The organism is Sphingomonas sp. TX0543 (genome assembly GCF_048565505.1).
Taxonomy (GTDB): Bacteria; Pseudomonadota; Alphaproteobacteria; order Sphingomonadales; family Sphingomonadaceae; genus Sphingomonas.
The window spans coordinates 127,934-153,982 of sequence record NZ_JBLZUS010000004.1 but is presented as its reverse complement, the minus strand read 5'-3'; the positions used below and the strand labels follow the sequence as shown (position 1 = coordinate 153,982).

Annotated in this window: 26 protein-coding genes and 1 pseudogene; 14 read left to right on the top strand and 13 right to left on the bottom strand. The window is 63.9% G+C overall.

Annotated features, from left to right (window positions below; genetic code table 11):
- Positions 1 to 55 precede the first annotated feature (55 nt).
- Both ACM61V_RS20345 and cueR read left to right on the top strand, forming a co-directional pair.
- On the top strand, positions 56 to 2,413 hold the full coding sequence (locus tag ACM61V_RS20345; protein WP_371262954.1) for a heavy metal translocating P-type ATPase: 2,358 nt from the start codon (positions 56 to 58) through the stop codon (positions 2,411 to 2,413).
- A complete protein-coding gene (cueR, locus tag ACM61V_RS20340; RefSeq protein WP_017980795.1) occupies positions 2,410 to 2,793 on the top strand; it encodes a Cu(I)-responsive transcriptional regulator in 384 nt (127 codons plus the stop codon). Before ACM61V_RS20345 ends, cueR begins: the two co-directional genes overlap by 4 nt.
- A gap of 52 nt (positions 2,794 to 2,845) precedes the next feature.
- Here cueR and ACM61V_RS20335 read toward each other — a convergent pair whose 3' ends face one another.
- Both ACM61V_RS20335 and ACM61V_RS20330 read right to left on the bottom strand, forming a co-directional pair.
- The gene (locus ACM61V_RS20335) at positions 2,846 to 3,367 is read right to left on the bottom strand and encodes a DUF6118 family protein (RefSeq protein ID WP_017980796.1); all 522 of its coding nucleotides are present in this window, start codon (positions 3,365 to 3,367) and stop codon (positions 2,846 to 2,848) included.
- Positions 3,368 to 3,669: 302 nt separating this feature from the next.
- Complete coding sequence (locus tag ACM61V_RS20330; RefSeq protein WP_419714631.1) at positions 3,670 to 3,852, bottom strand: hypothetical protein; 183 nt, start codon at positions 3,850 to 3,852, stop codon at positions 3,670 to 3,672.
- Between the two features lie 15 nt (positions 3,853 to 3,867).
- Between ACM61V_RS20330 and ACM61V_RS20325 the strand changes: the two genes are divergently transcribed.
- On the top strand, positions 3,868 to 4,827 hold the full coding sequence (locus tag ACM61V_RS20325) for a cytochrome P450 (RefSeq protein WP_240456357.1): 960 nt from the start codon (positions 3,868 to 3,870) through the stop codon (positions 4,825 to 4,827).
- A 73-nt stretch (positions 4,828 to 4,900) separates the two neighbouring features.
- On the opposite strand, the gene ACM61V_RS20320 is transcribed toward ACM61V_RS20325, so the two are convergent.
- The gene (locus ACM61V_RS20320) at positions 4,901 to 5,317 is read right to left on the bottom strand and encodes a MerR family transcriptional regulator (protein ID WP_017980798.1); all 417 of its coding nucleotides are present in this window, start codon (positions 5,315 to 5,317) and stop codon (positions 4,901 to 4,903) included.
- 62 nt (positions 5,318 to 5,379) lie between these two features.
- Here ACM61V_RS20320 and ACM61V_RS20315 point away from each other — a divergent pair, with 62 nt between their 5' ends.
- The 4 genes from ACM61V_RS20315 to ACM61V_RS20300 all read left to right on the top strand — a co-directional run bounded on the left by ACM61V_RS20315 (position 5,380) and on the right by ACM61V_RS20300 (position 8,567).
- Positions 5,380 to 5,802, top strand: coding sequence for a mercuric transporter MerT family protein (locus tag ACM61V_RS20315; protein ID WP_419714630.1), 423 nt, complete (start codon positions 5,380 to 5,382; stop codon positions 5,800 to 5,802).
- Between the two features lie 84 nt (positions 5,803 to 5,886).
- The gene (gene istA / locus ACM61V_RS20310) at positions 5,887 to 7,398 is read left to right on the top strand and encodes an IS21 family transposase (RefSeq protein WP_125961258.1); all 1,512 of its coding nucleotides are present in this window, start codon (positions 5,887 to 5,889) and stop codon (positions 7,396 to 7,398) included.
- On the top strand, positions 7,385 to 8,113 hold the full coding sequence (gene istB, locus ACM61V_RS20305; RefSeq protein WP_061781605.1) for an IS21-like element helper ATPase IstB: 729 nt from the start codon (positions 7,385 to 7,387) through the stop codon (positions 8,111 to 8,113). Before istA ends, istB begins: the two co-directional genes overlap by 14 nt.
- A gap of 232 nt (positions 8,114 to 8,345) precedes the next feature.
- Entirely contained in the window at positions 8,346 to 8,567 is a 222-nt protein-coding gene (locus ACM61V_RS20300; RefSeq protein ID WP_081609171.1) for a GDCCVxC domain-containing (seleno)protein, read from the top strand.
- A 170-nt stretch (positions 8,568 to 8,737) separates the two neighbouring features.
- On the opposite strand, the gene ACM61V_RS20295 is transcribed toward ACM61V_RS20300, so the two are convergent.
- Positions 8,738 to 9,949: an IS256 family transposase gene (locus ACM61V_RS20295; protein WP_062127151.1), complete on the bottom strand. Its 1,212-nt coding sequence runs from the start codon at positions 9,947 to 9,949 to the stop codon at positions 8,738 to 8,740.
- 313 nt (positions 9,950 to 10,262) lie between these two features.
- Here ACM61V_RS20295 and ACM61V_RS20290 point away from each other — a divergent pair, with 313 nt between their 5' ends.
- Complete coding sequence (locus ACM61V_RS20290) at positions 10,263 to 11,465, top strand: aspartyl protease family protein (RefSeq protein WP_082795033.1); 1,203 nt, start codon at positions 10,263 to 10,265, stop codon at positions 11,463 to 11,465.
- Here the strand turns inward: ACM61V_RS20290 and ACM61V_RS20285 are convergent.
- Entirely contained in the window at positions 11,459 to 11,878 is a 420-nt protein-coding gene (locus tag ACM61V_RS20285; RefSeq protein ID WP_061780296.1) for a MerR family transcriptional regulator, read from the bottom strand. The two genes, ACM61V_RS20290 and ACM61V_RS20285, sit on opposite strands and share 7 nt — an antisense overlap.
- A gap of 75 nt (positions 11,879 to 11,953) precedes the next feature.
- On the opposite strand from ACM61V_RS20285, the gene ACM61V_RS20280 reads away from it, so the two are divergent.
- Complete coding sequence (locus ACM61V_RS20280; protein ID WP_004212870.1) at positions 11,954 to 12,580, top strand: cation transporter; 627 nt, start codon at positions 11,954 to 11,956, stop codon at positions 12,578 to 12,580.
- Positions 12,580 to 14,499: an FTR1 family protein gene (locus tag ACM61V_RS20275; protein WP_419714629.1), complete on the top strand. Its 1,920-nt coding sequence runs from the start codon at positions 12,580 to 12,582 to the stop codon at positions 14,497 to 14,499. The genes ACM61V_RS20280 and ACM61V_RS20275 overlap by 1 nt, the downstream gene beginning before the upstream one ends.
- On the opposite strand, the pseudogene ACM61V_RS20270 reads toward ACM61V_RS20275, so the two are convergent.
- Positions 14,430 to 15,187, bottom strand: a pseudogene (locus tag ACM61V_RS20270) (IS5 family transposase). The gene ACM61V_RS20275 and the pseudogene ACM61V_RS20270 overlap by 70 nt on opposite strands.
- Before the next feature lie 302 nt (positions 15,188 to 15,489).
- On the opposite strand from ACM61V_RS20270, the gene lspA reads away from it, so the two are divergent.
- On the top strand, positions 15,490 to 16,014 hold the full coding sequence (gene lspA / locus ACM61V_RS20265; RefSeq protein WP_064311259.1) for a signal peptidase II: 525 nt from the start codon (positions 15,490 to 15,492) through the stop codon (positions 16,012 to 16,014).
- 74 nt (positions 16,015 to 16,088) lie between these two features.
- Here the strand turns inward: lspA and ACM61V_RS20260 are convergent, their stop codons facing one another.
- From ACM61V_RS20260 to ACM61V_RS20250, 3 genes are all read right to left on the bottom strand, one after another.
- Positions 16,089 to 16,265, bottom strand: a complete 177-nt coding sequence (locus tag ACM61V_RS20260; RefSeq protein ID WP_419714628.1) for a hypothetical protein — start codon at positions 16,263 to 16,265, stop codon at positions 16,089 to 16,091.
- Between the two features lie 174 nt (positions 16,266 to 16,439).
- Complete coding sequence (locus ACM61V_RS20255; RefSeq protein ID WP_267224365.1) at positions 16,440 to 17,228, bottom strand: HEAT repeat domain-containing protein; 789 nt, start codon at positions 17,226 to 17,228, stop codon at positions 16,440 to 16,442.
- Complete coding sequence (locus ACM61V_RS20250) at positions 17,225 to 17,854, bottom strand: recombinase family protein (protein ID WP_147037438.1); 630 nt, start codon at positions 17,852 to 17,854, stop codon at positions 17,225 to 17,227. The genes ACM61V_RS20255 and ACM61V_RS20250 overlap by 4 nt, the downstream gene beginning before the upstream one ends.
- A gap of 94 nt (positions 17,855 to 17,948) precedes the next feature.
- On the opposite strand from ACM61V_RS20250, the gene ACM61V_RS20245 reads away from it, so the two are divergent.
- Positions 17,949 to 20,846: a Tn3 family transposase gene (locus ACM61V_RS20245; protein ID WP_288936969.1), complete on the top strand. Its 2,898-nt coding sequence runs from the start codon at positions 17,949 to 17,951 to the stop codon at positions 20,844 to 20,846.
- Between the two features lie 40 nt (positions 20,847 to 20,886).
- On the opposite strand, the gene ACM61V_RS20240 is transcribed toward ACM61V_RS20245, so the two are convergent.
- The 4 genes from ACM61V_RS20240 to ACM61V_RS20225 form a co-directional block, all read right to left on the bottom strand.
- On the bottom strand, positions 20,887 to 21,621 hold the full coding sequence (locus ACM61V_RS20240; RefSeq protein WP_419714627.1) for a reverse transcriptase domain-containing protein: 735 nt from the start codon (positions 21,619 to 21,621) through the stop codon (positions 20,887 to 20,889).
- 333 nt (positions 21,622 to 21,954) lie between these two features.
- On the bottom strand, positions 21,955 to 22,593 hold the full coding sequence (locus ACM61V_RS20235) for a hypothetical protein (RefSeq protein ID WP_419714626.1): 639 nt from the start codon (positions 22,591 to 22,593) through the stop codon (positions 21,955 to 21,957).
- Between the two features lie 1,189 nt (positions 22,594 to 23,782).
- A complete protein-coding gene (locus tag ACM61V_RS20230) occupies positions 23,783 to 24,433 on the bottom strand; it encodes an SOS response-associated peptidase (RefSeq protein WP_419714625.1) in 651 nt (216 codons plus the stop codon).
- 48 nt (positions 24,434 to 24,481) lie between these two features.
- Positions 24,482 to 24,751: an HU family DNA-binding protein gene (locus tag ACM61V_RS20225; RefSeq protein ID WP_419714624.1), complete on the bottom strand. Its 270-nt coding sequence runs from the start codon at positions 24,749 to 24,751 to the stop codon at positions 24,482 to 24,484.
- A 39-nt stretch (positions 24,752 to 24,790) separates the two neighbouring features.
- Here ACM61V_RS20225 and ACM61V_RS20220 point away from each other — a divergent pair, with 39 nt between their 5' ends.
- Together ACM61V_RS20220 and ACM61V_RS20215 are read left to right on the top strand one after the other, a co-directional pair.
- On the top strand, positions 24,791 to 24,967 hold the full coding sequence (locus ACM61V_RS20220; protein WP_419714623.1) for a hypothetical protein: 177 nt from the start codon (positions 24,791 to 24,793) through the stop codon (positions 24,965 to 24,967).
- A 54-nt stretch (positions 24,968 to 25,021) separates the two neighbouring features.
- Entirely contained in the window at positions 25,022 to 25,993 is a 972-nt protein-coding gene (locus ACM61V_RS20215) for a GGDEF domain-containing protein (RefSeq protein WP_419714622.1), read from the top strand.
- Positions 25,994 to 26,049: the final 56 nt, after the last annotated feature.

Below are 26,049 nucleotides of genomic sequence, written 5' to 3'. Positions count from 1 at the left end.
ATCGGTCTCCACGCCCTCATCCTGTTGCGGGGGCGGCTCGGCCGCTCCCGCAAAGATCGAGCACGAACATCATCACACCGAAGCGGGCGGCTGCTGCTCGGGCAGTAAGGACAACGATGCCGCAGCAGCAGTGATCGACGCGGTGTGCGGCATGACGGTCGATCCCGCAAAAACGACACACCATGCCGAGCACGCTGGTCATGCCTATCATTTCTGTAGCGCAGGATGCCGGAGCAAGTTTGTCGCCAATCCTGACGCCTATCTGAGCGATAAGCCGAAACCGGAGCCGATGGCGACGCCGGGGGCGATGTGGACGTGCCCGATGCACCCGCAAATTCGCCAGGAAGGGCCGGGAACTTGCCCAATCTGCGGCATGGCGCTCGAACCCGAAGAACCGTCGCTCGACGATACTCCCAACCCTGAGCTGGTCGACTTCACGCGCCGACTGTGGGTGGCGGGCGCGCTCACGATCCCGCTGCTCGTCGTCTCGATGTTCGCGGAAATGTTAGGCCTGCATGTGGTTAGCCCTGCGGCCTCGCCTTGGGTCCAGCTCGCACTCACCGCGCCGATCGTGCTGTGGGCGGGCTGGCCGTTTTTCGAGCGGGGGTGGACATCGCTTCGTACCCGCCATCTCAATATGTTCACACTGATCGCGATCGGCGTAGGTGCCGCCTTCCTCTATAGCGTGGTCGCGACGCTCGCGCCGGGCATCTTCCCAGCGACCTTCCGCACGCATGGGAGCATGGTTCCCGTCTATTACGAGGCGGCCGGCGTCGTGGTGACACTGGTGCTGCTCGGGCAAGTGCTCGAACTGCGCGCTAGGGCGGCGACAGGGCGCGCGATCCGCGCTCTCATGGATCTCGCCCCCAAGACGGCGCGACGCTTGCAGCCTGACGGTTCTGAAGAAGAAGTCGGGCTTGCCGACGTGGCAACCGGTGACCGGCTGCGGGTCCGCCCCGGTGAAGCCATCCCGGTCGATGGCGTCGTGGTCGAGGGTCGTTCGTCGGTCGACGAAGCCATGCTCACCGGCGAACCCGCGCCGGTCCTCAAGGAAGTCGAGGCGATCGTTACCGGGGGCACCGTCAACGGGACGGGCAGCCTGGTGATGGAAGCCCGCGCGGTTGGTTCGGACACGATGCTCGCGCGTATCGTCCGCATGGTCGCGGAAGCGCAGCGAAGCCGCGCCCCGATACAGGCGGTCGCCGATCGGGTTTCAGGATGGTTCGTGCCGCTCGTCGTGCTGATCTCGATTGCGACCTTCATCACTTGGTCGCTGGTCGGCCCTGAGCCGCGCATGGGCCATGCCCTGCTTAACGCCATCGCAGTGCTGGTGATCGCCTGCCCGTGCGCGCTCGGGCTCGCCACGCCCATGTCGATCATGGTCGGCACGGGACGCGGCGCTCAGGCCGGCGTGCTGGTGAAGAACGCGGAAGCCTTACAGGGGCTGGAAAAGGTCGATACCCTTGTCATCGACAAGACGGGTACGCTCACGGAAGGCAAGCCCAAGCTGATCGCGGTCGAGACGGTCAGCGCGGTCGGAGAGAACGACATGCTCGCGCTTGCCGCGGCCGTCGAAGGCCAATCCGAACATCCGCTCGCGCACGCAATCGTCGTTGCCGCCAAAGAACGAGGATTGCAGCTCGGCACAGTCGCGGACTTTGCCTCGCAAACCGGGCTGGGTGTCAGCGCCACGGTGGGCGGCCGCTCGGTCGTGATTGGCAATGCGGTGCAAATGAGCCGGATCGGCGCTGATCTCAAGCCGGTCGACGCCGCGGCCGATCGTCACCGTGGCGAAGGCGCGGGCATCATCCTCGTCGCGATCGACGGGGCGCTCGCCGGTCTGCTCGCAGTCGCCGATCCGGTGCGCGCATCGGCGCGCGACGCTATTGCCGCGCTTCGCAAGGAGGGCCTGCGGGTCGTCATGCTCACCGGCGACAATCGTGGGACGGCCGATGCTGTCGCGCGCGCCGTGGGCGGTCTTGATGACGTGCGCGCCGATCTGCTGCCGGAAGACAAGGCGCGTATCATCGGCGAGCTGAAAGCGAGCGGCGCAAGGGTCGCAATGGCGGGCGATGGGATCAACGACGCCCCGGCGCTCGCCGCCGCGGATGTCGGCTTGGCGATGGGAACGGGAACAGACGTGGCGATCGAAAGCGCCGGCATGACGCTCACGCGCGGCGATCTCTCGGCGATCGTGCGCGCCCGCAAGCTCGCTCGCGCGACGATGCGAAATATCCGCCAAAACCTGTTCTTCTCGTTCTTGTTCAACGGAATCGGCGTGCCGGTTGCGGCCGGCGTGCTTTACCCGGTTGCCGGTATCCTGCTGTCGCCGATGCTGGCCGGTGCAGCGATGGCGCTCTCGTCCTTCACCGTGGTCCTGAACGCACTGCGGCTCAACGCGGTAAAGCTGTGAACATCGGAGCGGCGTCGGACGCCAGCGGCGTCTCCCAACGCATGATCCGCCACTATGAAAAGATTGGTTTGGTGCCCGCGCCGCCACGGCGCGGGAACTACCGGGACTACGCCGACGCTGACGTTCATCGGCTGCGATTTATCGCCAACGCGCGCGACCTGGGGTTCCCGATCGAGGAAATCCGCACGCTGCTGGGGCTGTGGTCGGATCGCGATCGGTCGAGCGCGGAAGTGAAGACGCTGGCGGAAGCCCGCGCTGCCGAACTGGGCCGCAAGGTCCGCGTCTTGGACGCCATGCGCCGCTCGCTTACCGGGCTCGCCCAAGCCTGTCATGGCGATGATCGGCCTGATTGTCCGATCATCGAACGCTTGGCTGAATAACTTGCGCGGCTAACTTTTACTCCACTTGAGCGTGATCGTGCGTCGCACCGTTTCACGCGTTTCGCGCTGCGGCTTTGCCGCACCCCTCGATCGCCGCGCGGTTGGCCGTCACGATCCTGTCGGCCCCGACGATGGCGCGGAACGCGGTGGGACTGGCGCTCTGGATCATACGCTGCCCGGCTTCCCAGCGGGGCAAGTCGAGCGTCCGCGCCGCCATGCGCTCGGGCCATTGCCAGCTCGCCGGTGCGATCTCGCGCGCGACCAGGCCCGGCACGATCGCCCATGCGAGGATGCCGGCCGCCACCCCACCCAGGGCAAACCATAGCTGCCGATTCTTCTGGTCGGCGCGTGTCCATGCGGACCCGGCGATGGCGCGAAGATCGGCCATGATGCGGGCCTTGTCCTCGCCCGCCTTGGCGAGCGCCGCCTGATCCTCGCGCCGGGCGGCGCTGCCCGCCGCGGCGATGCGCTGCGCCATCTGCTCCGGCGTCATCGCCAGCGCCGGGGCCGCTTTCAGGAATTGGCCGATGCGCGCGACGTTCTCGCCTGCCGTGTTCACGTTCTGCTGGAGCACGCCAAGCGTCTCGGTATGGTCGGGTATGTCGATCGCCGCGCTCGGCCGCCAAGCCCTCCACGGCGCAGCGCCAGCTCGCCGCGCATGGCCTCGAACGCCTCGGCCGCGCCTGCTCCGCCCTGATCGTCCTCGTTCGTCACCTGTCGTGAGCCTGCAACCCGTGATATTCCTCCGAGTTAATCAAAGGAGACCCAACAATCACCGGACCGGTCATGCCTAAGACACCACACACGAAAGGCCCGGACGAAACCCTTTCTCTCCTCGCCGATCCCTATCGGTTCATCTCCAGGCAGTGCCAGCGCCTAGGCGCAAACGCTTTTGAATCCCGTTTCCTGCTGAAAAAGACCAACTGCCTTAAGGGGGCCAAGGCCGCCGAAATCTTCTACGATACGACCCGCTTCGAGCGCGAAGGTGCCATGCCGGTCGCTATTCAGAAGACACTGCTGGGCCAAGGCGGCGTTCAGGGTCTGGACGGCGAGACCCATCGGCACCGCAAGCAGATGTTCATGGGCCTGATGACACCAGAGCGCGTGCGGGCGCTGGCGCAATTGTTCGAGGCCGAGTGGCGCAGGGCGGTGCCGGGCTGGACGCGCAAAGGAGAGATCGTCTTCTATGACGAGTTGCATGAGCCGCTGACGCGAGCGGTATGCGCTTGGGCGGGAGTTCCTCTTCCGGACGATGAAGCCGGCAACCGCGCGGGCGAGCTGCGGGCGCTGTTCGACGCCGCCGGCTCGGCGAGCCCAAGGCATCTTTGGTCACGGCTGGCCCGTCGTCGCGTCGACGCATGGGCGAAGCGGATCATTGAAGGCATTCGGGCCGGGAGCATCGGCTCGGGCTCGGGGACCGCGGCTTACGCGATAGCCTGGCATCGCGACCGGCACGACGATCTTCTTTCGCCGCACGTCGCAGCGGTCGAACTGGTAAATGTCCTTCGCCCGACCGTCGCGATCGCAGTGTACATCACCTTCGTCGCCCACGCGCTGCAAACCTGTTCAGGGATCAGGGCGGCCTTGGTTCAGCAGCCGGACTATGCCGAGCTCTTCGTCCAAGAGGTCCGCCGATTCTATCCCTTCTTTCCCGCTGTGGTGGCGCGCGCGAGCCAAGATTTCGAGTGGGAGGGGATGGCCTTTCCGGAAGGGCGTCAAGTGGTGCTAGACCTTTATGGGAGCAATCACGACGCAGCGACCTGGGCCGACCCCCAGGAGTTTCGCCCTGAGCGTTTCAGGGCTTGGGACGAAGACTCCTTCAACTTCATTCCGCAGGGCGGCGGCGATCACTATCTCGGCCATCGCTGTCCCGGCGAATGGATCGTCCTCGCGATCATGAAGGTGGCGGCACACCTCCTCGTCAACGCGATGCGCTATGACGTACCGGACCAAGACCTGAGCATCGATTTCGCCAGGCTGCCAGCGCTTCCGAAAAGCGGCTTCGTGATGCGCAACGTCCACATAGGTGGCTAGGGCCGCGTGCCGTGGTGATGGTGATCGGCTCCGTTATCGACCGTTTGCGCGAGTACGGGGTGCGATGCGACATCTACGCAGTCGAATGTTGGTTCAGCAAGTCGATCACGGCGCACCTCGCCGCCCCGTCGCCTTCGCAACGGTCGATGGTCGCAGCCAGCAGGCTTTCTAGTTGCGCCAGATCCTCCATCTTAGCGCGCACACGCTCTAGATGGTGAGCCGCGATCTCGCGGACCTCACTGCATGACGCCTGCGCAGAACCGCCAAGAGACAGGATCGCGCGCACCTCGGCCGGGGAGAAGCCGAGTTCGCGCGCGCGACGGACGAACCCAAGTGCGCGGACGTGACCGGTCCCATATACCCGCCGCCCGCCGCTTGTGCGGGGTGGCGTTGCGAGAACACCAACGCGCTCGAAGTACCGGATCGTCTCGATATTCACGCCAGTCCGGCGAGACAGCTCGCCGATCGTGATGCTTTCCTCAACGCGCATATATTGCTTGCTCCTGTAGTCACTACAGGATGCATAACGGGCTAACCCGCTAGAGGCGATAGATGAACCAAGAGACCATCCCGCGTGAACCCCTAGGCGCACCAACGTCACGACGTCGCGCCGACACGGGGCTATCCGCCCTCGGCGCGCTTGCGAGCTTAGCCGCTGTTCTAGCTGCGGCGTCATGCTGCGTCCTGCCCCTCGCACTCGCGGCGCTCGGCCTGGGGGCGGGCCTGTCCAGCAACTTCGCCGCGCTGATACCACTACGGTGGCCGCTAACGGCGACCTCCCTCATCGGCTTGGCTGCTGGGTGGTGGGCCTACGCGCAGCGGCGGAGGTCCTGTGCTGGGGACCGGTCCTGCACAATGCCGCTGCCCTCGCGCGCGACACCTATCCTGCTCGCGATTGGAACGGTTCTGACGCTTATCGCGTTCGCCTGGGACCTCCTAGAAGTGTGGATCGGCGTGGAAAAAGGACCCCGGTAGCGGGGTGATCGGCGTCGAAAAGGGACCCCTCATCCCGGTGGTCTAGGCTGTTCGCTTGGCGGTGTGTCAGGCGGCGAGAGCGGGATGCTGGTATTGGAGACGGTGTTGAGGATCCGGCGCGAGCACGCGTCGGGGAAGGCCATCAAGGCGATAGCGCGGGACCTGCACCTGTCGCGCAAGGTGGTGCGCAAGGCGATCCGGGCACCGGAGGCGGACATGGGCTACCGGCGGGCAGTGCAGCCGCTGCCGAAGCTGGGTCCGTTCCAGGCGCGACTGGATGCTTTGCTGGAGGACGATGAGGCACGGCCGCGGCGCGAGAAGCTGCGCCTCACGCGCATCCACGACCTGCTGCTACGCGAAGGGTTCGACGGCTCGTACGACGCGGTTCGCCGTTATGCGGCCCGCTGGCGGCAGGCGCGACGTCGCGATGTGATGGATGCGCCGGCGTTCATCCCGCTGCTGTTCCGACCGGGCGAGGCCTATCAGTTCGACTGGAGCCATGAGGACGTGGAGATCTCGGGCAAGCCGATGCGCGTGAAGGTCGCGCATGTGCGACTGTGCGCGTCGCGGGCCATGTATGTGCGGGCCTATCCGCGCGAGACACAGGAGATGCTGTTCGACGCGCATGCGCGGGCGTTTGCCTTCTTCGGAGGCGTGCCGACGCGCGGCATCTACGACAACATGAAGACGGCGGTGACGAGCGTGTTCACCGGCAAGGAGCGTGTCTTCAACCGGCGCTTCCTGGTCATGGCCAACCACTACATGGTCGAGCCGACCGCCTGCTCGCCCGCGTCGGGTTGGGAGAAGGGTCAGGTCGAGAACCAGGTGCAGACCGCGCGCGGCCGCTTCTTCCAGCCACGCCTGCGCTTTACCAGCCTCGCGGAGCTGAACGGCTGGTTGGAGGCCGAGTGTCGGCGCTGGGCCGACATGCACCAGCATCCCGAGCAGAAGGAACTGACGGTCGCTGAGGCATGGGCAGCCGAACAGGCTGTACTCCAGCCTGTTGTCGCGCCCTTCGACGGCTTCCACGAGAGCGAGCATGCGGTAAGCGGCACATGCCTCATCAGCTTCGACCGCAACCGCTACTCCGTTTCTGCCAGGGTGGCGCGACGCGCGGTGCAGGTTCGCGCCTATGCCGACCGCATCGTCGTGCGCTGCGATGGTGAAGTAGTCGCCGACCATCCCCGGTTCTTTGGCCGCGACCGGACCATCTACGACCCGTGGCATTATCTGCCGGTGTTGGCGACCAAGCCGGGCGCCCTGCGCAACGGCGCACCGTTCCAGGGCTGGGAGCTGCCGCCTGCGCTGGCACGACTGCGGCGCAAGCTCGGCGTCGGTGACGATGCCGACCGGCGGTTCGTGCGGGTGCTGGCAGCGGTGCTCGACGACGGACTGGAGGCGGTGGAAGCGGCCGTGCGAGAGGCGCTGCTGGCCGGCACCGCCAGCGACGACGTCATCGTCAACATCCTGGCCCGCAGGCGAGAACCGCCACGACCGCTGACCATTGTCACCCCCGAGGACCTGGCGCTGCGCCATCCGCCCCGCGCCGACTGCAACCGCTATGACAGCCTGCGAGGCCTCCATGCAGCGGCATGAGATGATGACGGCCATGACCGAGTTGGGGCTGAAGGGCATGGCTGGCGCCTTCGACGAGGCGGTGACCACCGGTCTCCAGCGCAAGCGCACGACCATGGAGGTCCTGACCGACCTGCTGCGTGCCGAGGCGACGCACCGCCATGCAGCGTCGGTTCGTTACCGGATGTCGGCCGCCAGGCTGCCGGCGGTGAAGGACCTCGACGCCTTCGTCTTCGGCGACACTCCCATCAACGAAGGACTGGTGCGCTCCCTGCACAGCGGCTCGTTCCTCCCCGGCCGGCGCAACGTCGTGCTGGTCGGTGGGACGGGCACCGGCAAGACGCACCTCGCCACCGCCATCACCGCCAATGTGGTACGAGCCGGCGCCCGCGGGCGCTACTTCAACACGGTGGACCTGGTGAACCGGCTCGAGGAGGAAACGCGCCTCGGCAAGGCCGGCACGTTGGCGGCCCAGCTCTCGCGTCTCGACCTCGTGGTGCTCGACGAGCTTGGCTACCTGCCGTTTGCACGCTCGGGCGGTCAGCTGCTCTTCCATCTCGTCAGCAAGCTCTATGAGCAGACCTCGGTCATCGTCACCACGAACCTGGCCTTCGGTGAGTGGCCGACCGTCTTTGGCGACCCCAAGATGACCACCGCGCTGCTCGACCGCATTACCCACCACTGCGACATCGTCGAGACCGGCAACGACAGCTGGCGATTCAAGCACCGCAGCTGACGCGCGGGACCACCGGCAGAAGATGCTTCGCGCTGGTTGCGCCTCCGGTCGGGCTACGCCCGCCCTACGCCGCAACCAGCGCGAACGGCACGCCCGCCATACCCGTCACACCGCTCGACAAACGGGGTCCCTTTTGGACGCCGATAGGGGGTCCTTTTTGGACGCCGATAGGGGGTCCTTTTTGGACGCCGATTGACATCCTAGAAGCGCCGCTGATGAACGCGCTTTCCTGATGCAGCTCACCTCAACCCTGACCTGTCCCAAATGCGGCGGGGTGGCCACCGAAAGGATGCCCACCAACGCCTGCCAATTCTTCTATGATTGCCGGCATTGCGCGGTGGTGCTGCGGCCCCTGGCTGGCGACTGCTGCGTGTTCTGCTCATTTGGCGATGTCCCATGCCCTCCGATCCAGGAAGCGAAAGCAAACGGGACTGTGGCGGGCTGCTGCGGGTGAGGCGATAGCTTCACGTTTCTTCGTGAACTGGGGTCCTGCTCGCCAAGGTCGCGCAAGCGAAATTGCCTACTTCGGTCTTATTCGACCGGTTCCTGACCTGCCTCAACTGCTCATTTTGGTCGTGTCCGTCAACGTGGTGTAATTTCAGGTGTGCCACCGGGCCGCATCGTTCAGGCGGCCTTGGGTGTAATCTGTAGGGGCGGTACCTCCTCGATCTGTGGTGTGGCGAGAGCGGTCATGCCTTCGATCTGCATGTAGCGGTTCTGGAGCTGGTATTCGTCGTTCTGCTCGAGGAGCACGGCGCCGATGAGGCGGGTGATGCTATCCTCGTTGGGGAAGATGCCGACCACGTCGGCGCGGCGCTTCACCTCCTTGTTCAGCCGTTCCAATGGGTTGGTGGAGTGCAACTTCGTGCGATGCTGTTCGGGGAAGGTCATGTAGGCGAGCACGTCGTGCTCGGCGTTGTCCATGCAGGCGCCGAGTTTCGGCCAGCGGGCGCGCAGCTGGTCGGCGACGTGACGCCAGGTCTGGGTGGCTGCGGCATGATCGGGCTGGAGGAAGACCTGCCGGATGGCGGCAGCCACCATGGTGTTCTGGCCCTTGGGCACATGAGCCAGCGCGTTGCGCATGAAGTGGACGCGGCAACGCTGCCAGGTGGCGCCGACGACGCGGGTGATGGCGGCCTTCAAGCCCTCATGCGCATCGGAGATGACCAGCTTCACACCCTTCAGGCCGCGCCGGACGAGGTCGCGCAGGAAGGTCGACCAGAACGGCTCGGCCTCGCTGGGGCCGATGTGCAGGCCGACGATCTCGCGCTTGCCTTCGGTGGTGACGGCGACGGCGATTATGGCTGCCACGCTGACGATGCGGCCGCCCTCGCGCACCTTGAGGTAGGTCGCGTCCAGCCAGAGATACGGCCACTCGCCGGCGAGCGGGCGCTTCAGGAAGGCGTTCACCCGCTCGTCGATGTCCTTGCACAGTTTCGACACGCTCGACTTCGAGATGCCACTCATCCCCATCGCCTGCACCAGATCATCGACGCGCCGCGTGCTGACGCCGGCGATCCAGGCCTCCTGGATGACGCTGACCAGCGCCTTCTCCACCGTCTTGCGGGGTTCGAGGAAGCCGGGGAAATAGGCGCCGGTGCGCAGCTTGGGGATCTTCAGGTTGAGCGTGCCCAGTCGCGTATCCAGGGTGCGGTCGCGGTAGCCATTGCGCCAGGTGCTGCGCTCGCCGGAGCGCTCGTGGCGACCGGCGCCGATGAGGCCGTCGACGTCGGCCTCCATGATGATCTGCAACACGCTCTCGGCGACGCTGCGCAGAAAATCGCCGTCTCCGGTCTTCGCCATCAGTTCGGCAAGCGGTAGTCTGTCGTCGGTCATCGGGAAAAACTCCTCGGGTGTTGGTGAAGCTCGACACTTCCACCTTAACCGATGAGCCCGGTGGCCACCGAGACGCCGACGCCGGGGTGGGGCCTCGGCCCCACCCCGGCATACACCGTCATCTACACCGGGAAATTACACCACGACCGCGGACGCTACCCTCATTTTCGAGAGGGCATTTGAACAGGATAGCATTTCGGGCGCTTCAAAAACCCTTGCTCCTCCAGTTGCTAGAGCATGTAACCGCAATTTGCTCTCCTGCGGACGGGGGGCTGGAGGTGGCTTTTTGACGGCCCGTGTTGAAGCAATCGGTATGTCTCGACGCTCATTAGTGGCGCGGCTGGTGGCCTGTGGAACCGGCTTGGTGCTCGGTTCTCCAACGCTCGCGCGACAGACTTCCCGGTCTGCGGCCTCGTGGAACTTCGGCGCGGCTCACCTCGAATGGGAGCCGCTGGAAGTCGGCACGGGTGATACCCTCCTTGTTTCGGCACAAGTGCGCGGAGTGCCGGCGCGGGCGGTGCTCGACAGTGGCAGCGGCGCGTCGATCATGAGCACGGCGCTCGCGGCGAAGCTCGGCTTGAACAATGGTGAGCGGCGCATGATTAGCGGGCTGAGCGCCAAGGCCCCGGTGCTGCTGGTCCGCGACATCGACGTACAGCTCGCCCGCGAAACCCGTCGCTTACCCTTTGCCGTTGTTGGTGATCTGAGTTCAGTGTCGGCGGCCTTCGGACGACCGATCGACGTTCTCCTCGGTGCCGATATGTTCACGGGCAGCTGCATCGCGCTCGATTTCGCGAACAGGCGTATGGCGGTCGTCAAGTCAGGCACGTTTCTCGCCGGCCCCGACTGGCGCGCTGTCGCGCTCGGACGCGGTGCCAAGCAGGAGCTGTTCATCCGGGCCTCCGTCGAGGGCCTGTCTCCCGTGCCCTTGATGATCGATCTTGGCAGCTCGGCCGCGCTGATGCTCTCGTCGGCCTATGCCCGCGATCAAGGGCTGTTGAACGGGAAGCTCGTCTCGACCGCGGCGATCGGCGGCGTCGATGGCGTGCGAGTCAACGATGCTTTCACAACCCAGAACATCAACATTGAAGGGCTTGGCGTCTCGAACGTCCCCACACTCGGGATGAGAGCTTGGCTCTCCACCAGCACGGTTGGCAATGTCGGCCTACCGCTGATCGCTCAATTCGACGTGGTGTTCGACGTGACCGCCGGATTCGTGTGGCTCCGGCCACTCGGTCCTCGTCGTCGCCTGCCGATGCTGAAGGACCGTAGCGGCCTTGGCCTCGCAGCCTCACCAACGGCGCTCACCGTCGTTCATGTGGCGGCGAACAGTCCCGCGGAAAAGGCTGGCTGGGCGGTCGGCGACCGGATCGTGGCGGTGAACGGCCATTCGATCGATGCGAACTATACGCGTGGGGAGCTCTGGCAAGTGCGCTCCCGGCCTGCTGGCACCCTCGTAAAGCTGACGATGGCCTCGGGTGATGTGCGCGACCTCAGGCTAGCCGACTATTACTGATCGGCTTGAAGGTGGCCTTTGCCGATCGCCTTCATGATCCGACAATCGGCCATGCGCGCCTTGGTGCAGCTCTGGCTGAGCATTGCCAACTCATCCCGCAACACCGCGAGTTGCGCCAGCCTCTCCTCAACATCCTTGAGGTGCTGAGCAGCGATAGCTGAGGCGGCACCACAATCCTGGTCCGGGTTCTGCGCCAGCCCCATCAACGATCGTATTTCGTCGACCGAAAAGCCGAGCCGGCGACCGTTGCGGATGAAGTGCAAACGCTCGATGTCGCTGGCATCATAGGTTCTACGGCCCGACGCCGTGCGCGGGGCGGAGCGCAGCAACCCGATCGACTCATAAAACCGGATCGTCGTCACTTTTGTCGACGTCTCGCTGGCGAGCTGCCCAATCATCACCGGCTTCATCATGCCATCCTTGCTAATGCGAACGTGTCGCACATTTCGCTTGCTTCTACAGCGACTGGAGGTGGTAAGGAAGGCCGCATGAATGCTTCTACCGAAAGCTGCGGGTGCCACGGGGAGCCCGCGCGCGCGCAAACCGATCCGGCCTATCGCCGTGCGCTGCTGACCGTCGTGGTGCTCAACCTCGGCTTCGGAGTCGCCGAGCTGTTCGGCGGGTTCATCGCCGATAGCCAAGCGCTGAAAGCGGATTCCCTCGATTTTCTCGGGGACGGGTCGATCAGCCTTATCGGTCTTCTCGCGCTTGCCTGGTCCGCACGGGCGAGGGCAAAGGTCGCGCTGACGCAGGGGTTGTTTCTCGGTGCGCTTGGCGTGGGCGTAATCGGTTTCGCGATTTGGCGCGCCCTGAACGCAACCGCGCCGGATGCCGAACTGATGGGCACAATCGGCGTTGTCGCGCTCGCGATCAATGTCGTGTCCGCCTTGGTGCTTGCGCGTTTCCGGGAAGGGGACGCCAATGTTCGCGCGATCTGGCTGTTCAGCCGCAACGACGCGCTCGCCAATGTCGCGGTGATCGCCGCGGCCGGTCTGGTGGCGTGGACAGGAAGCGCCTGGCCGGACCTCGCCGTCGCCGGCCTCATCGCCCTCCTGTTCCTCCACTCCGCGTATGAAATCGTCACTGGCGCTCGGCGCGAACTGGGAGAGCGGTAGTGCGTCTGCTCACCTTGATCCGGGCAATGCTCTCGCTGCGGCTGCTCGCCGCGCTCGCTGCGCTGCTGATCCCTGCTGCGGCATTCGCCGAACCCGGCGACGTGCAAACCGCATGGCGGCTGCTCGACTATATGGCCGTCGATTATGGAGGCGCGGTCGCGAACGGTCGGATCAAGAGCGCGTCGGAATACGCCGAAATGAATGAGTTTGCCGCGTCGGTCTCGACACGGCTTCAAGGCCTGCCGGCGAAGCCGGAGCGCCAAGCCCTCATTCAGCGGGCCGCCAACCTCCAAGCGGTAATCGCGGAAAAGGGATCGACTGAACAGGTGGCAACACTGGCGCACGGGCTCGCGGCCGATCTGCTGCGCGCCTACCCGGTGCCGCTCGCGCCCGATAAGGCTCCGAACCTCGTCTCCGGCCATGCCCTGTTCCAACAATCCTGCGCGTCCTGTCACGGCATGACGGGCAACGGCCGTGGCCCCGACGCCGCCAAGCTCGCGACACCCCCGATCGCCTTTACCGATGCCGAACGTGCGCGCCAGCGCAGCGTCTTCGCGCTCTATCAGGTGGTGACGCAGGGCATCGACGGGACGGCGATGCAGAGCTTCGCCGATCTGCCGAACGATCAGCGCTGGGCGGTAGCATTCCGAGCCGGGAGCTTCGCCTTCACGGACGCGCAGGCGCGCGAAGGCGAGCGGCTGTGGAAATCCGATCCGACCCTTCGCCGTCGCATCCCGGACCTGAAAACCCTGGTCGCACTCACCCCGGCCGCGCTCGGCGCGGCGATCGGCGACGCCAAGGCTGACGCCGTGCTCGCGTTCCTGCGTCGCCACCCTGAACAGGTGATGCAACAGGCTCCCGGCTCGCTCGCGGTCGCCCGCGCCAAACTCGCCGAAAGCGTGGCCGCTGCCCGGCGTGGCGATGCGCGGATGGCAAAAGAGCTGGCGCTGTCAGCCTATCTCGATGGGTTCGAGCCGATCGAACCAACGCTCACCGCGCGCGACGCGACGCTGATGGGCCGAATCGAGGGCGCCATGGGGGAGTTCCGCGCCGCGATCGACCGGGGCGCATCGCCCGATGATCTCGCGGAGAAGGTCACGGTGCTGGGCGGCTTTTTCGATGATGCAGAAGCGGCGCTCGCGCCCGATGCCGCCACCGAGGCGTCCACGTTCCTGGGCGCGTTCACGATCCTGCTGCGTGAAGGGCTCGAAGCCCTGCTCATCGTCGTCGCCATGATCGCATTCCTGCGTAAAGCCGACCGCGGCGAGGCGCTGCGCTACGTTCATGGCGGCTGGGTCAGCGCGATCATCGCGGGCGGAATCACCTGGGCGGTCGCCACCTATGCAATCGGGATCAGCGGCGCGAGCCGGGAGCTGACCGAAGGGTTCGGCTCGCTGTTCGCCGCGTTCGTGCTGCTCTCGGTCGGGATTTGGATGCACGGTAAGGCGCAAGCCGATCAGTGGCAGCGCTATATTCGCGAGAAGATGTCGCGGGCGCTCTCGGGCGGGTCGGGCTGGTTCCTGTTCGGACTCGCCTTCGTGGTCGTCTATCGCGAGGTTTTCGAGACGATCCTGTTCTACGCCGCTCTCTCCGCGCAAGGTGACAACGGGATGCTGCTCGCCGGCGCCGGATCGGCCATTGGACTGCTTGGTGTGATCGCCTGGGCAATGCTCCGCTACAGCCGCAAGCTGCCGATCGCGCAGTTCTTCCGCTATAGCTCCTGGCTCATGGCCGTTCTGACCGTCGTGCTTGCGGGCAAGGGCGTCGCCGCTCTCCAGGAGGCCGGCCTTATCAACATCGCACCGCTCGCGGACGTGCCGCGGCTGTCGATGCTAGGACGGATCGACATTCATCGTAGCCATATCATGGCGGCGGCGAGGTGTATGAAGCCTGCGAAGTGGGCGGTGCGTCGGTCATAGCGCGTGGCGAAGCGCCGGAAGTGCTTGAGGCGGGCAAAACATCGCTCGATGCAGTTGCGGTGTTTGTAGATGGTGGCGTTGTGAGGGATGGCGACCTTGCGGTGGCGGTTCGATGGGATGACCGCTTCAGCCCCCATGTCGGCGATGATGGCCCGTAAGGCATTGCTGTCATAGGCTTTGTCGGCGAGTACGGCGCCGCCCTCCTGGCCGTGGAGCAGGGCCGGCGCCTGGGTGATATCTCCGGTCTGGCCGGGCGTGACGATGAAGCGCAGCGGCCGGCCGAGCGCGTCCGCCAGCATGTGGACCTTGGTGGTCAGTCCGCCTCGGGAACGCCCCAGCGCCTGATCGCACGCCCCCCTTTTCCAGTCGCCGCCTGCTGGTGCGCCCGAACGATGGTACTGTCGATCATCAGATATTGGTTATTCCGGTCGATCGTCAGCGCTGCGAACACCCGCTCCCAGACACCGGCATGGCACCAGCGACTGAAGCGGCGATGCACGGTCTTCCACTTGCCGTAGCGCTCCGGCAGGTCGCTCCAATGCGCCCCAGACCGCAGCACCCACAAACATCCGTTCACGAACAAGCGGTTATCGGATCCAGTTCGCCCCGGATCCGTCGCCTTGCCCGGCAACAGCAGCGCGATCCTCGACCACTGTGCATCATTCAGTTCATACCGCTTGGCCACCATCATCCGCTCCGCGTCTCAACACGGATACCTATGAATCAGCGATCACTCCCCTTGGGAATCCTGAATGTCGATCCGTCCTAGGGTTATTCCCCACCTGGCAATCGGCGCTGGCGCAACTCCTGATGGCGGTCGCCATCGCAGTGGGGTTTGCCTGGAATCGGCGCAACCGATCTCGCTCGGGTTCCGGCCCGGCGACGGCTCACTAGGCGAGGCTCGCATTTGCCCCCGCTTCGCTCGCGCACACTGGCCGGCATGTCGCGCATCCGCGACGGGCGCCAGGACCTCGCGGGTACGCAGCGGACATGAAAGCGGGCACGGCCACGCTGCTGATCGCCACGGGGGCCGCGCTAGACCTGGCGACCAAGGCATGGGCGCGGGCTGCGCTCGAACCCTATGGGCCGGCGGGCGATTTCCTGCCCTTCGTCTCGCTGCGCCTGACCTTTAACGAGGGCGTGTCGTTCAGCCTGCTCGCCTCTGATGGCGACGTCGGGCGCGCCCTCCTGATCGGGCTCACGGCAATCCTGACCCTCGGCCTTGTCGCGTGGGCCTACCGCTCGCAGGGCTGGCAGCGCACGGCCTTAGCGGTCGCCGCGGCCGGCGCCGTGGGCAATCTGATCGACCGCGCCGCACGCTGGTCTGTAACCGACTTCCTCGGGCTGCACTTCGGGAGCTGGCACCCCTTCGTTTTCAACCTCGCCGACGTGTGGATTTCGCTCGGGGTCGGGCTACTGCTGCTCGGGCCATACTTACCCGCAAGAGGATCGACGGCAGAAGCGTTTCGCCGGAATGGCGCTGAACGCCCGGCAGCTACGGACGGAGGGCCGTGATGACAGAGAGTTCTCGCGACAGGCGCCCTTGATGGAGGCAACCGTCCGCCCCCGCCTTTTCGGCTGATACCGAGCTAAGGCTTGTGTGCCGAGTAGATAGAAATGGAGCCGGTCGGCGTTGATATCGACTGGCGCTCGATCACGCGATCGAACCCCGCCGCGGCGAACATGCGGGGTAGCACGCCATCAGCGTTCGGCTGGGTGTTCGCGAACCCGTCGAGGCGCTGAATCTGCCGAAACAGAGCCCGCATCGTCCGGCTGCGCTGCTCGCCATAGTCGGCAACGAAACGCGCGCCGCTTGGCCGCAGAACGTCAAATATGGGGTCGGCTCCGGCTGAGGGCGAAATGACACTCTAAGCCGAAAGAGCATGGTTGGAGAAAGTGCGAAGCCGTTTCACGCGATGCATGCCTGATTGCAGCAGCGGTTATGAACTATCGGTCTTCCTGTCGCCGCCCCATCGCTGAAGCCGCTGAAGTGAACCAAGCAGCTCGTCAGTTGCTCGATCCCCGCTTTCGTTTATGCCCAAGAGCTTTGCTGCCGCTTCGCGTGCAAAAACGTCATCTGGATCATCGTGGAGCATGGTTTTGAGGAAACCCAACGCACGTCGATCGCGGCGACGACCAAGACCAATGATTGCCTCATAGCGAACGTCAGGATCAGCGTCGCAGAGTTGATTCTTTAGCGCGTGTCGGATGGCATCTGAGTCAGCGTCGCTTTGCTGACCAATCCCGAAAGTTGCCCAATTTCGCACCTCGGGATCGCGATCTGTCATCAACGATAGCAGAGTGGTCTGCGCTTCGACGCTATCAACAGCTCCTAATGCAAACGCGACTGCATACCGGATGTTGTCCCAGCTGTGGTGCGCAAAGGGGATGATGTACGGGGCAGCACGTGACCGATCTATATGATGAAGTGCAAAGATGGCATCAAACACCACCTGCTGGTCATCATCCGCGAGCAGGCGGAGGACGGCCGCAAAGCACTGATCAGGAAATGTACGATCTGGAATGCCGATCTGCCCGAGAATGTCGGCAGCCCGTCCGCGTTCTTTAGGATCACGTGAGCAGGCCAGGGCAAGTGCCCGGTCCAGCACATCCTTCGATCCGCGCCAATGTAGTGCAGCCACAGCGTCCCATGCTGCATCATTGTCACCTTCAAATGCAGCATTGAATAGCTCGGGTATGGAGCGATTATCGTCTGCCGGGCTGGTCATGCTATTACCTCGATCTCGGGAGACCTGTCCGCCTTCGACCGCCCAACGATCGCGGTGACGGTGTTCTTGCTGAGGCCGAGGTCGCGCGCGATCCAGCGATAGCTGCGCCCCTCGGCGACGAGCGCCAGCACCCTGGGGGCGAGCCGGTCGGACTTGGGGCGGTCGCCGGTCTGCCGCCCGAGCTTGCGGCCGCGCGCGCGAGCTGCGGCGAGGCCGGAGCGAACCCGTTCGCTCAGCATGTCGCGCTCGAACTGCGCGATGCCGGCAAGCATCGTCGCCATCATCCGCCCGTGCGGGGTGTCGACCTCGAACGTCATGCCGCTCATGGCGACGACCGACACCCGCCAACCCGACAGCCGGTTGAGCGTATCGAGCAGGTCCTGCGTCGAGCGCCCCCAGCGGCTGAGTTCGGTGACGAGGATCGCATCGATGTGCCGCGCCTGCGCCAGCTTCATCACCTCAGTGCGCGCCGAGCGGTTGGCCTTCATGCCCGAGGCAGTTTCGCGAAACACCTCGACCACCTCATAACCGCCGCGTTCGGCGAAACCGGCAAGGTCGCGCAACTGCCGCTCGCACGACTGGTCGGCGGTCGAGACCCGGGCGTAGATGGCAGCGCGTTGTCCCAATTGAACCTTCCCGAAATCCGGCCCCGAAAACCCTTGATTTGCGTGGAGTCAGTGTTGTCCAAAACAGACTTCTGTTCAATCGGGACACTGTGCCATGCCGCGCCGCCATATCCTGAGCGCCCGGCAGCGGTCGGTGCTGCTCGACCTGCCGACCGACGAGGCATCGCTGCTGCGGCACTACATCCTGGCCGACGACGACCTGGTCCATATCGACCGGCGACGCCGGCCGGAGAACAGGATCGGCTTCGCGCTGCAACTGTGTGCGCTGCGTTATCCCGGCCGGATGTTGGTACCGGGTGAGGTCATCCCGCTGGCGGTGTCGGCCTTCCTCGGCGCCCAGCTCGGCATCACCGGCGACACGCTCGCCCGCTATGCCGTCCGCCGACAGACCCGCCAGCAGCACATGGAGGTGTTGCGACGGACCTACGGCTACAGATCGTTCCCCGGTCAGGGCGCACCGGCACGCGCGTTTCGCGACTGGCTGCTTGGCCAAGCCGAACAGGCGCGCTCGAATGACGATCTCGCCCGGCGCTTCATCGCCCGCTGCCGCGACACCATGACCATCCTGCCGGCGATCACCACCATCGAGCGACTGTGCGCCGACGCGCTGGTCGCGACCGAGCGCAATATCGAGAAGCGGATTGCCGCGCGCCTCGATCGCGTCGCCTGCACCCGGCTCGATCGGTTGACGACCGAGATGCTGCCAGGCGCGATCAGCCGCTTCATCTGGCTGCGCCGGATCGAGCCGGGCAACAATTCCGCCGCGGCGAACCGGCTGCTCGACCGGTTGGAGTTTCTCCGCGCGATGAACCTCGGCGCTGACCTGCTCGCTGGCGTCCCGCCGCACCGCGTCGCCCGGCTGCGCCGGCAGGGCGAACGCTATTTCGCCGATGGCCTGCGCGATCTGAACGCCGACCGGCGCCGCGCCATCCTCGCGGTCTGCGTCGTCGAATGGGCTGCCGCGACCGCCGATGCGGTGATCGAGACGCATGACCGCATCGTCGGCCGAACCTGGCGCGAGGCGAAGCAACTCCACGATGCCCGCACCGCGGAAACCAGAAGCGCGGTCACCGCGACGCTGGACGGGTTCGCCGCGATCGGCCGGTCGTTGCTGGACGCACATGGTTATGGTGCGTCGCTGGAGGATGCGGTCGCGCGCGTGGCGGGCTGGGACCGGCTCGACTACCTTGTCGCGACAGCCACGACGCTGACCGACACGCTGAGCGACGATCCGCTGGCGCATGTCGATCAGGGATATCACCGCTTCCGCCGCTATGCGCCGCGCATGCTACGCTGCCTTGACCTCGCAGCCGCACCGGTCGCCCGCCCCCTGCTCGACGCGGTGAAGGCCATCGCCGCCAAAGGCGAACTGCCGGTGACCGACGATTTCCTGCGCCCGCATTCCAAGTGGCGGCGTCAGTTGCGGGTGAAGGGCAGTGACGATGCGCGTCTCCGCGAGGTCGCGGTGATGTTCCACCTGCGCGACGCGCTGCGCTCAGGCGACATCTGGCTCGACCGCTCGCATCGCTACGGCGACCTGCGCCATGTCCTCGTGCCCATGGCGGTCGCACGCAGCATGAAGCTGGCGGTCCCGCCCGACCCGCATGTCTGGCTGGCCGACCGCAAGGCGCGGCTTGCCGATGCCCTCGCCCGCCTCGGTCGCGCCGCGCGCAACGGCACAATCCCCCACGGCGGCATCGAGGACGGGATGCTGCGCATCGACCGTCTTACCGCCGATCCGCCGGACGGGATCGATGAACTGGTGCTCGATCTGTACCGTCGCCTGCCGCCTGTCCGCATCACCGACCTGCTGCTCGAAGTCGATGCCGCGCTCGGCTTCACCGATGCCTTCACCCATCTGCGCACCGGCATACCGTGCAGCGACCGGATCGGCCTGCTCAACGTTTTGCTCGCAGAGGGGCTGAACCTCGGCCTGCGCAAGATGGCCGAGGCGTGCAACACCCATGATTACTGGCAGCTCTCCCGCCTCGCGCGCTGGCATGTCGAGAGCGAGGCGATCGACCAGGCGCTGGCGACCGTGGTCGCCGCGCAGGGCGACCTGCCGATGGCGCGGGTGTGGGGTATGGGCACCACCGCGTCGGCCGACGGCCAGTTCTACCCCGCTGCGCGGCAGGGCGAGGCGATGAACACGGTCAATGCCCGCTACGGCAACGACCCCGGCATCAAGGCCTATACCCATGTCAACGACCGCTTCGCGCCGTTCGCATCACAGCCTATCCCCGCGACCGTCAGCGAGGCACCCTATCTGCTCGACGGGCTGACGATGAACGAGGCCGGGCGGCGGATCGAGGAGCAGTACGCCGACACCGGCGGGTTCACCGACCATCTGTTCGGGATCAGCGCGATGCTCGGCTATCGCCTCGTACTTCGCATCCGCGACCTGCCGTCCAAGCGGCTGTACGTCTTCGACCCTGCCGCCACGCCGACTGAACTGCGCCCGCTGGTGGGCGGCAAGGCGCGCGAGGCGCTGGTCGTCGCCAACTGGCCCGACCTGTTCCGCTGTGCCGCCACCATGAGTGCCGGGCAGGTCGCGCCGAGCCGCATCCTGCGCAAGCTCGCCGCCTATCCGCGCCAGAATGACCTGGCCACAGCCCTGCGCGAGGTGGGTCGGATCGAGCGCACGCTGTTCATCATCGAATGGATTCTCGACACCGGGATGCAGCGCCGCGCGCAGGTCGGACTCAACAAGGGCGAGGCGCATCATGCGCTGAAAAACGCCCTGCGCATCGGCCGCCAGGGCGAAATCCGTGACCGCACCACCGAGGGCCAGCACTACCGGATCGCCGGCCTCAACCTGCTCACCGCCATCATCGTCTACTGGAACACCCTGCATCTTGGTCATGCTGTCGAGGCACGGCGACGCGAAGGGCTGGAGACGCCGGACCATCTTCTCGCCCACGTCTCTCCGCTCGGATGGGCGCACATCCTCCTCACCGGCGAATACCTCTGGCCGAAAGACGCCGACGCTTAGGGTGTCATTTCGCCCTCAGCCGGAACCGACCCCAACCTCTTTAGCCGTTACCGACCTCGACCGATGCGCAGTAGGCAGCGAAAGCTGCTTCCGCCTCGTGTGAGGGCGCGTTGGACATAAATTGATCGATACGATCATCACGGACCTTCGAAAGCCCGTGGGCCAAGTCACAGTTGAAAACGTCGATGGCCGCAGCGGGTGGACGGAGTTTATCTGCGCTGACCTGAAAACCATCTGCTTCGAGGACGCTGATCGTTGCGTCATATGCCGCCTCCAGAACCCCCAGGTTGTCCGAAGAAAGCGATATGTCATCGACGTAGACGCTTACAGTGACCTCGGGCGGTAGCATGCCTAGATGCTCTCCGACGGTGGACGAGGCCAGCACTAAAGATGCGAGAATCGGCGACTGCACAAAGCCGTAAGGCAAGGCGTACCTCGGAGCCTCAAACGGGTTAGCGACGGTCGACCACTTCGCATAGAAAGCCGCGTTACCTACACCTATCCGGTCTAGTGCACTTTGTACGCGGCGTCGGGAAATACTATAAAAGAAGCGAGCGATGTCTATCCGGGCAAAAAACCGAGACGGCCGGTGATGATGAATCGCGGCGACATGCCCTCCGGCACGAAAATGAAAGAAGATCGGACTGAAAGCGAAAGTTGCTTCGACTGCGTCTTTGATCTCACTGCCGATGCGCCGGCCTACCTTGGACGGGGCAAAAACCGGCTTGCCCCGGCGATCGTACTTAAAGGAGTAATTGTGGACAGCGACGGTCATAGCTGACAGCCTTGATCACGATATCAGCGATTTTATCAAGCAGTCCGAGGACTGCGGTGATAAGAACCACCTTCTCGGGATCAAGACTGATGCGGGGCTTTTGGGCCATATGCATCTCCCTCATCACGCGCCCGGCAAACCACAAACCCTCATAAGAGGGGTCGTCAGCCAAGAGACCGTATAGTCTCAAAACGTGGAAACCCAGGGTAGCTGAAAGGCTACTTAAAGGCTTCCCGACAGGTGGGATTGTGGACCTATCGCCGAACGTGCCTCCAATCTATATCGCGTTTGCTCGATCGGCAATGGGATAGCTTGAAAATAGCTATCTCAGGATCACTCGGGTTCGAGCGGTGCCTTTCGGTCCTTTGCCTCGAGCACCTCGGCTGCGAGTAGTGGAAAGGCCGCAAATCTCGATGTAACAGCTTTTGTGAAGGCGTCTGGTTTATCAAGCCACCCAGTTACTTCGGTAGTCTTCTCGCTTACAATCTGAGCGCTGCGATCCCACGGCGCCTTCAGCGTCCATCCAAGAAGAACAGCAATCGTTCCAAGCCACGGCATTACCCACACGGTGCCCTTAGCAGTTGGCCCTGAGAAGGCGGGACGCGCCTCACTTATAAAGTACGTCGCCGCTGCAAGCGCGCATAGAGATAACAAAAGTGCGTAGGCCGACCACTGTATTGGAGAATTATTGGTAGCCATTTTCAATACGCCGCCAGCGATAACCGACGAAAAGACTGCAAAGACTAGCGATAAGGCAAGCCCCCATAAATGCGACGATGTTAGCACCGTCGCATGGCCGAGCGAACGCTGAGCGGTGAGGTCATTCAGTAAGTCTGAGAATACTAAAGTAGGGACTAAAAGGAGACCTACCAGTGCACCACCTAATGCAATTAGCCAAACAGATAGCTGCTGCCAAACAGTAAGCTTTGCCTCGGGTGAGTGAGCGCCGAAGAGGGCTTGTGCGACAGTCATCGGCAATCCTTTTCTACAGCCGGATGGTTGGCTGATTAAGTGCGTCTAAGGCAGGTAGGGCGATACCAGAGACAAGGTAGCCAAAGCGTTATGAGTGCCCAGAAATTACAGAGCTAGCTGACACGCGATTGCCATCTGTCTCCGATAGATTAAGGTGAATCGAAGGAGGTTTCGTTCTTCCTGGATTTTCCTGATAAGCCGCTCGAACCTGATCCAATATGGATTCAAGCTTGGTCACCACAGTTGCATGGTTCCACGGGATGCGGATGACTGTATAATCATTTAGGGATCTGTAACGGCGAAGCTGAGTATCCGCAGCCTGCTCAGCCCACGTTGTAAGATACGTCCAAACCGTGTCAACAACGTTAGGCTCGTCCGTGACGACATACATCCGTGGCGCGTCACCTTCTTGCTCTGAAGTTATCGTTAGGAGTGGGTAGCTCAATGTGGAGTGCGCAGCCGTGGGAAACAGTTCCTCAAGGGGCTTCGCAAAATCGCCTGGTTCGGCTTTGACCGAGTAAACGGACTGCGTTCGGATACGCGGATCGATCACCTGATGAGGTTTGGATCTCTTCTGACGTAGTCGTCGGCGTCGTCGTGTTTCTGCTTTCCAACGTGCGTGCGCTAGCGGCGAAACCTTGGTGGGTCCGATTGTGCGCGCCTTGGAGGTGTCAGCGTGGGCGTCACCGTCGAGGTCATAAACAGGCTCAAATCTAGCGTGATGCCCCCCGAGACGGTCCTTCCAGAAAACCCACGCGAAGAGGAATCCGCTAGCGTAAAATCTAGGTGGAAGGCCGAGGCCCCGGTACATTATCATTCTGGATGTGAGACGTATCGAGGACTTCGCTAGGATGCGCGGCTCTCGCCATGTGGAAAGTGGCAAACGCAACGGAAAGCCGTTGTTGATTTCGCCTTGATCCAGACTTGAGTAAAGCTCGATATAGACGTCAAGCGCTTCCGTTGGACCTGAGTTTACGAGAGCAACTATCAGTTGATCCTCGTGCTCGTCCAGCGGTCGGATTCCGGACTGTATGAACACAGACGGCGCGTTCGCTAACAAGGCAATCTGAGACGATCTTCGCGCGAAAAATACCGCGAACAACGATATGCAGATTGCTATACCAGGAAAGACGTTAACAAGGCTCATAGTGCCACAGTAACCCCTTCGGTAAGCCGCCTCGCTGCACAATTATGAGTGGTGCTGATCCGATGATGCCACTCTTACACACATGAGCTGGGATGGGTAGGGCTCAACCAGCCGCTTCACATCATCCCAGGGCGCTGAAAGCCACCGGTCATAATCTTCGTCGTGAAGAATCACCGGCATCGCTTTGGGATGAATTGGTGCGACAATCGTGTTCGGCTCAGTGGTGAGAAATCCGTATGCACTACCGCGATCTGTGGGACGCCATATGCCAGCGAAAGCAAAAACCGGACGGCTCGGCACGTCGAACCAGTGAAGCGGTTTCTTTCCGTCCTCGCCTGCGGTAAGCCCGTACTCCGAAAATGACGTCACTGGCACTAGGCAGCGCCGCGCCGGGGTGGTCAGCATCGATCGCCAAAAGCTCGAGCTGAGGTTGCGCACGTTGGTCACGTACTTAGTCAGCCTGACCGAAGGATCGCGCTTGCTAGGCACCTGCGTCGGGACGCCCCACTCCATGCGCTCAAGCCGGCGCTCGTCGCCGTCCTGCACAATCACCGCGCCATAAAATGGCGTCTTGTTGCCCGTTGGAAATATGTCGCCAGCGGGGAAGGTTTCGTCCGGCTCAAAGGGCGGCCGGATGCCGAACGCCGCCATCACCTCGGCCTGCTTGGCCGTGAGCCGATACCGATTGCACATCCGCGCCTCCTGTTGGCGCCGGCGAGCTACCCCGCCGGCGCGCATGCCTCAGAGCTTGTCCTTCAGGCCCTTGGCAGCCGTGAACGCGACCTTCTTTGACGCCGCGATCGTCATGGCCTCACCGGTCGACGGGTTGCGGCCCTCGCGCTCCGGCCGATCCTTGACGGTGAACTTGCCAAAGCCATTGATCGAGACCTCTTCGCCCTTCGCGGCCGCGGCCGCGATCTGGTCGAACACCGCGGCAATCGCCTTCTTCGCATCCGCCTCGCTCGTACCCGTCGCAGCCGCGACGCCCTTGGCCAGCTCACCAACGTTCATGCTAATCGTACTCCCTCTGAAAGCGTGGGGACCTTACCGATGGCGAGCGACGACACAACGACTGTGCTGGACAAGGCGGGCACCGGCGCCGTCAGGCTGATGCTGTCGAAGATCGACGATCACGACGTCACGGTCGTTTTCCAGATGGTCGGAGGCGTCGGTCCTATCGGCGATTTGGCCGCGGAGGCGATGAAGGATCGCAACATAGATCTATGACCGCTAACAGTTGAGTGACGGCGGGGAGGGATCGCGCCACGAGGGATCAGGGTGATGGTAGATCAACGCAAGCGCCCGCCAGGCGGACCAGACGTCATCGTCTTCCTCGATCAGCATCGGCTCGCGCACACGCCGGACCACTACGCCTTCGCCCATGAATATCTGGCTGGAGATGACGAGCAGCTGCGCGGCCGTGTCGATAGCGCCATCGATGGCGGTGTACGGCTGACCGAAGAGCAGGTCCGTAAGCTGCGCCCGGCAGGGCAGGCGAGGAACCTCGTACCCGAATTAGATCACATCACGCTGCGTGTGCTCGACGTCGTCGGCGATGCAATGACGGTGACCAGCGACCTCAATCGCGAACTCGTCACCGCATCGGCCGAGCTCCTGGATCAGCCGGGCACCAGTGTCGGTCCATTACTGTCGGCGATGCTCAAACGCGCGGAGGAGGCGGAAGCTAGCTTCGCACAGGCGGCGCAACGGGCGCGGCAGATTCGTGCCGAACTGGCAGACCTCCAGACAGCGGGACAACACGACCCACTGACTGGGGTCACGAACCGGAAAGGCCTGGAGGACCGACTTGCTGCTGGATGGAGCGAACCAGCCTGCCTCGCTTTCGTTGACGTCGATGGCTTGCGCCGCGTCAACGAGAGCCACTCGCCCGCAGTTGGCGATCGCCTTCTAAAAGCCGTCGCACGAGCGATGACGGATCACTGCCGCAGCCATCTGGTCGCCCGATGGGACGGAGGCACGTTTGCCATCCTCCTCGAGCCGATCAGCCTCACAGCTGCCAGCGAATTGGTAGAGGACCTCTGTAAGGCAATAAGCGCTCGCGAAATGAAGGTGCGCGAGAGCGATGCGCCGCTTGGCCGGATTTCCTTGTCCGCCGGCGTTGCAGCGGGACGCAGCCGGGGGCCTCAGGAGCTAGTGGAAGCAGCCCAGACACAACTTCAACGCGCCAAGCAGCCAGGCGCCGGACCGGTCGCGATCGAGAGCAGGATGGTCGGGGTATCTGCGACGAGTTGACGCCGGCCAGCCCGAAACCCGGTTGACGCGGTGGGCGCATTAACGGAACATAAAGG

What these genes read in the sequence shown, in the direction of transcription:
- ACM61V_RS20330 (WP_419714631.1), bottom strand. Translation starts at nt 3,852, where the DNA reads ATGGGTCTCGCCGTCCAGACCCTGAACGCCGCCTTGGCCCAGCAGTGT.
- ACM61V_RS20325 (WP_240456357.1), top strand. Translation starts at nt 3,868, where the DNA reads ATGTTCATGGGCCTGATGACACCAGAGCGCGTGCGGGCGCTGGCGCAA.
- ACM61V_RS20320 (WP_017980798.1), bottom strand. Translation starts at nt 5,317, where the DNA reads ATGCGCGTTGAGGAAAGCATCACGATCGGCGAGCTGTCTCGCCGGACT.
- ACM61V_RS20315 (WP_419714630.1), top strand. Translation starts at nt 5,380, where the DNA reads ATGAACCAAGAGACCATCCCGCGTGAACCCCTAGGCGCACCAACGTCA.
- istA (WP_125961258.1), top strand. Translation starts at nt 5,887, where the DNA reads ATGCTGGTATTGGAGACGGTGTTGAGGATCCGGCGCGAGCACGCGTCG.
- istB (WP_061781605.1), top strand. Translation starts at nt 7,385, where the DNA reads ATGCAGCGGCATGAGATGATGACGGCCATGACCGAGTTGGGGCTGAAG.
- ACM61V_RS20300 (WP_081609171.1), top strand. Translation starts at nt 8,346, where the DNA reads ATGCAGCTCACCTCAACCCTGACCTGTCCCAAATGCGGCGGGGTGGCC.
- ACM61V_RS20295 (WP_062127151.1), bottom strand. Translation starts at nt 9,949, where the DNA reads ATGACCGACGACAGACTACCGCTTGCCGAACTGATGGCGAAGACCGGA.
- ACM61V_RS20290 (WP_082795033.1), top strand. Translation starts at nt 10,263, where the DNA reads ATGTCTCGACGCTCATTAGTGGCGCGGCTGGTGGCCTGTGGAACCGGC.
- ACM61V_RS20285 (WP_061780296.1), bottom strand. Translation starts at nt 11,878, where the DNA reads ATGATGAAGCCGGTGATGATTGGGCAGCTCGCCAGCGAGACGTCGACA.
- ACM61V_RS20280 (WP_004212870.1), top strand. Translation starts at nt 11,954, where the DNA reads ATGAATGCTTCTACCGAAAGCTGCGGGTGCCACGGGGAGCCCGCGCGC.
- lspA (WP_064311259.1), top strand. Translation starts at nt 15,490, where the DNA reads ATGAAAGCGGGCACGGCCACGCTGCTGATCGCCACGGGGGCCGCGCTA.
- ACM61V_RS20260 (WP_419714628.1), bottom strand. Translation starts at nt 16,265, where the DNA reads ATGCGGGCTCTGTTTCGGCAGATTCAGCGCCTCGACGGGTTCGCGAAC.
- ACM61V_RS20255 (WP_267224365.1), bottom strand. Translation starts at nt 17,228, where the DNA reads ATGACCAGCCCGGCAGACGATAATCGCTCCATACCCGAGCTATTCAAT.
- ACM61V_RS20245 (WP_288936969.1), top strand. Translation starts at nt 17,949, where the DNA reads ATGCCGCGCCGCCATATCCTGAGCGCCCGGCAGCGGTCGGTGCTGCTC.
- ACM61V_RS20240 (WP_419714627.1), bottom strand. Translation starts at nt 21,621, where the DNA reads ATGACCGTCGCTGTCCACAATTACTCCTTTAAGTACGATCGCCGGGGC.
- ACM61V_RS20235 (WP_419714626.1), bottom strand. Translation starts at nt 22,593, where the DNA reads ATGACTGTCGCACAAGCCCTCTTCGGCGCTCACTCACCCGAGGCAAAG.
- ACM61V_RS20230 (WP_419714625.1), bottom strand. Translation starts at nt 24,433, where the DNA reads ATGTGCAATCGGTATCGGCTCACGGCCAAGCAGGCCGAGGTGATGGCG.
- ACM61V_RS20225 (WP_419714624.1), bottom strand. Translation starts at nt 24,751, where the DNA reads ATGAACGTTGGTGAGCTGGCCAAGGGCGTCGCGGCTGCGACGGGTACG.
- ACM61V_RS20220 (WP_419714623.1), top strand. Translation starts at nt 24,791, where the DNA reads ATGGCGAGCGACGACACAACGACTGTGCTGGACAAGGCGGGCACCGGC.
- ACM61V_RS20215 (WP_419714622.1), top strand. Translation starts at nt 25,022, where the DNA reads ATGGTAGATCAACGCAAGCGCCCGCCAGGCGGACCAGACGTCATCGTC.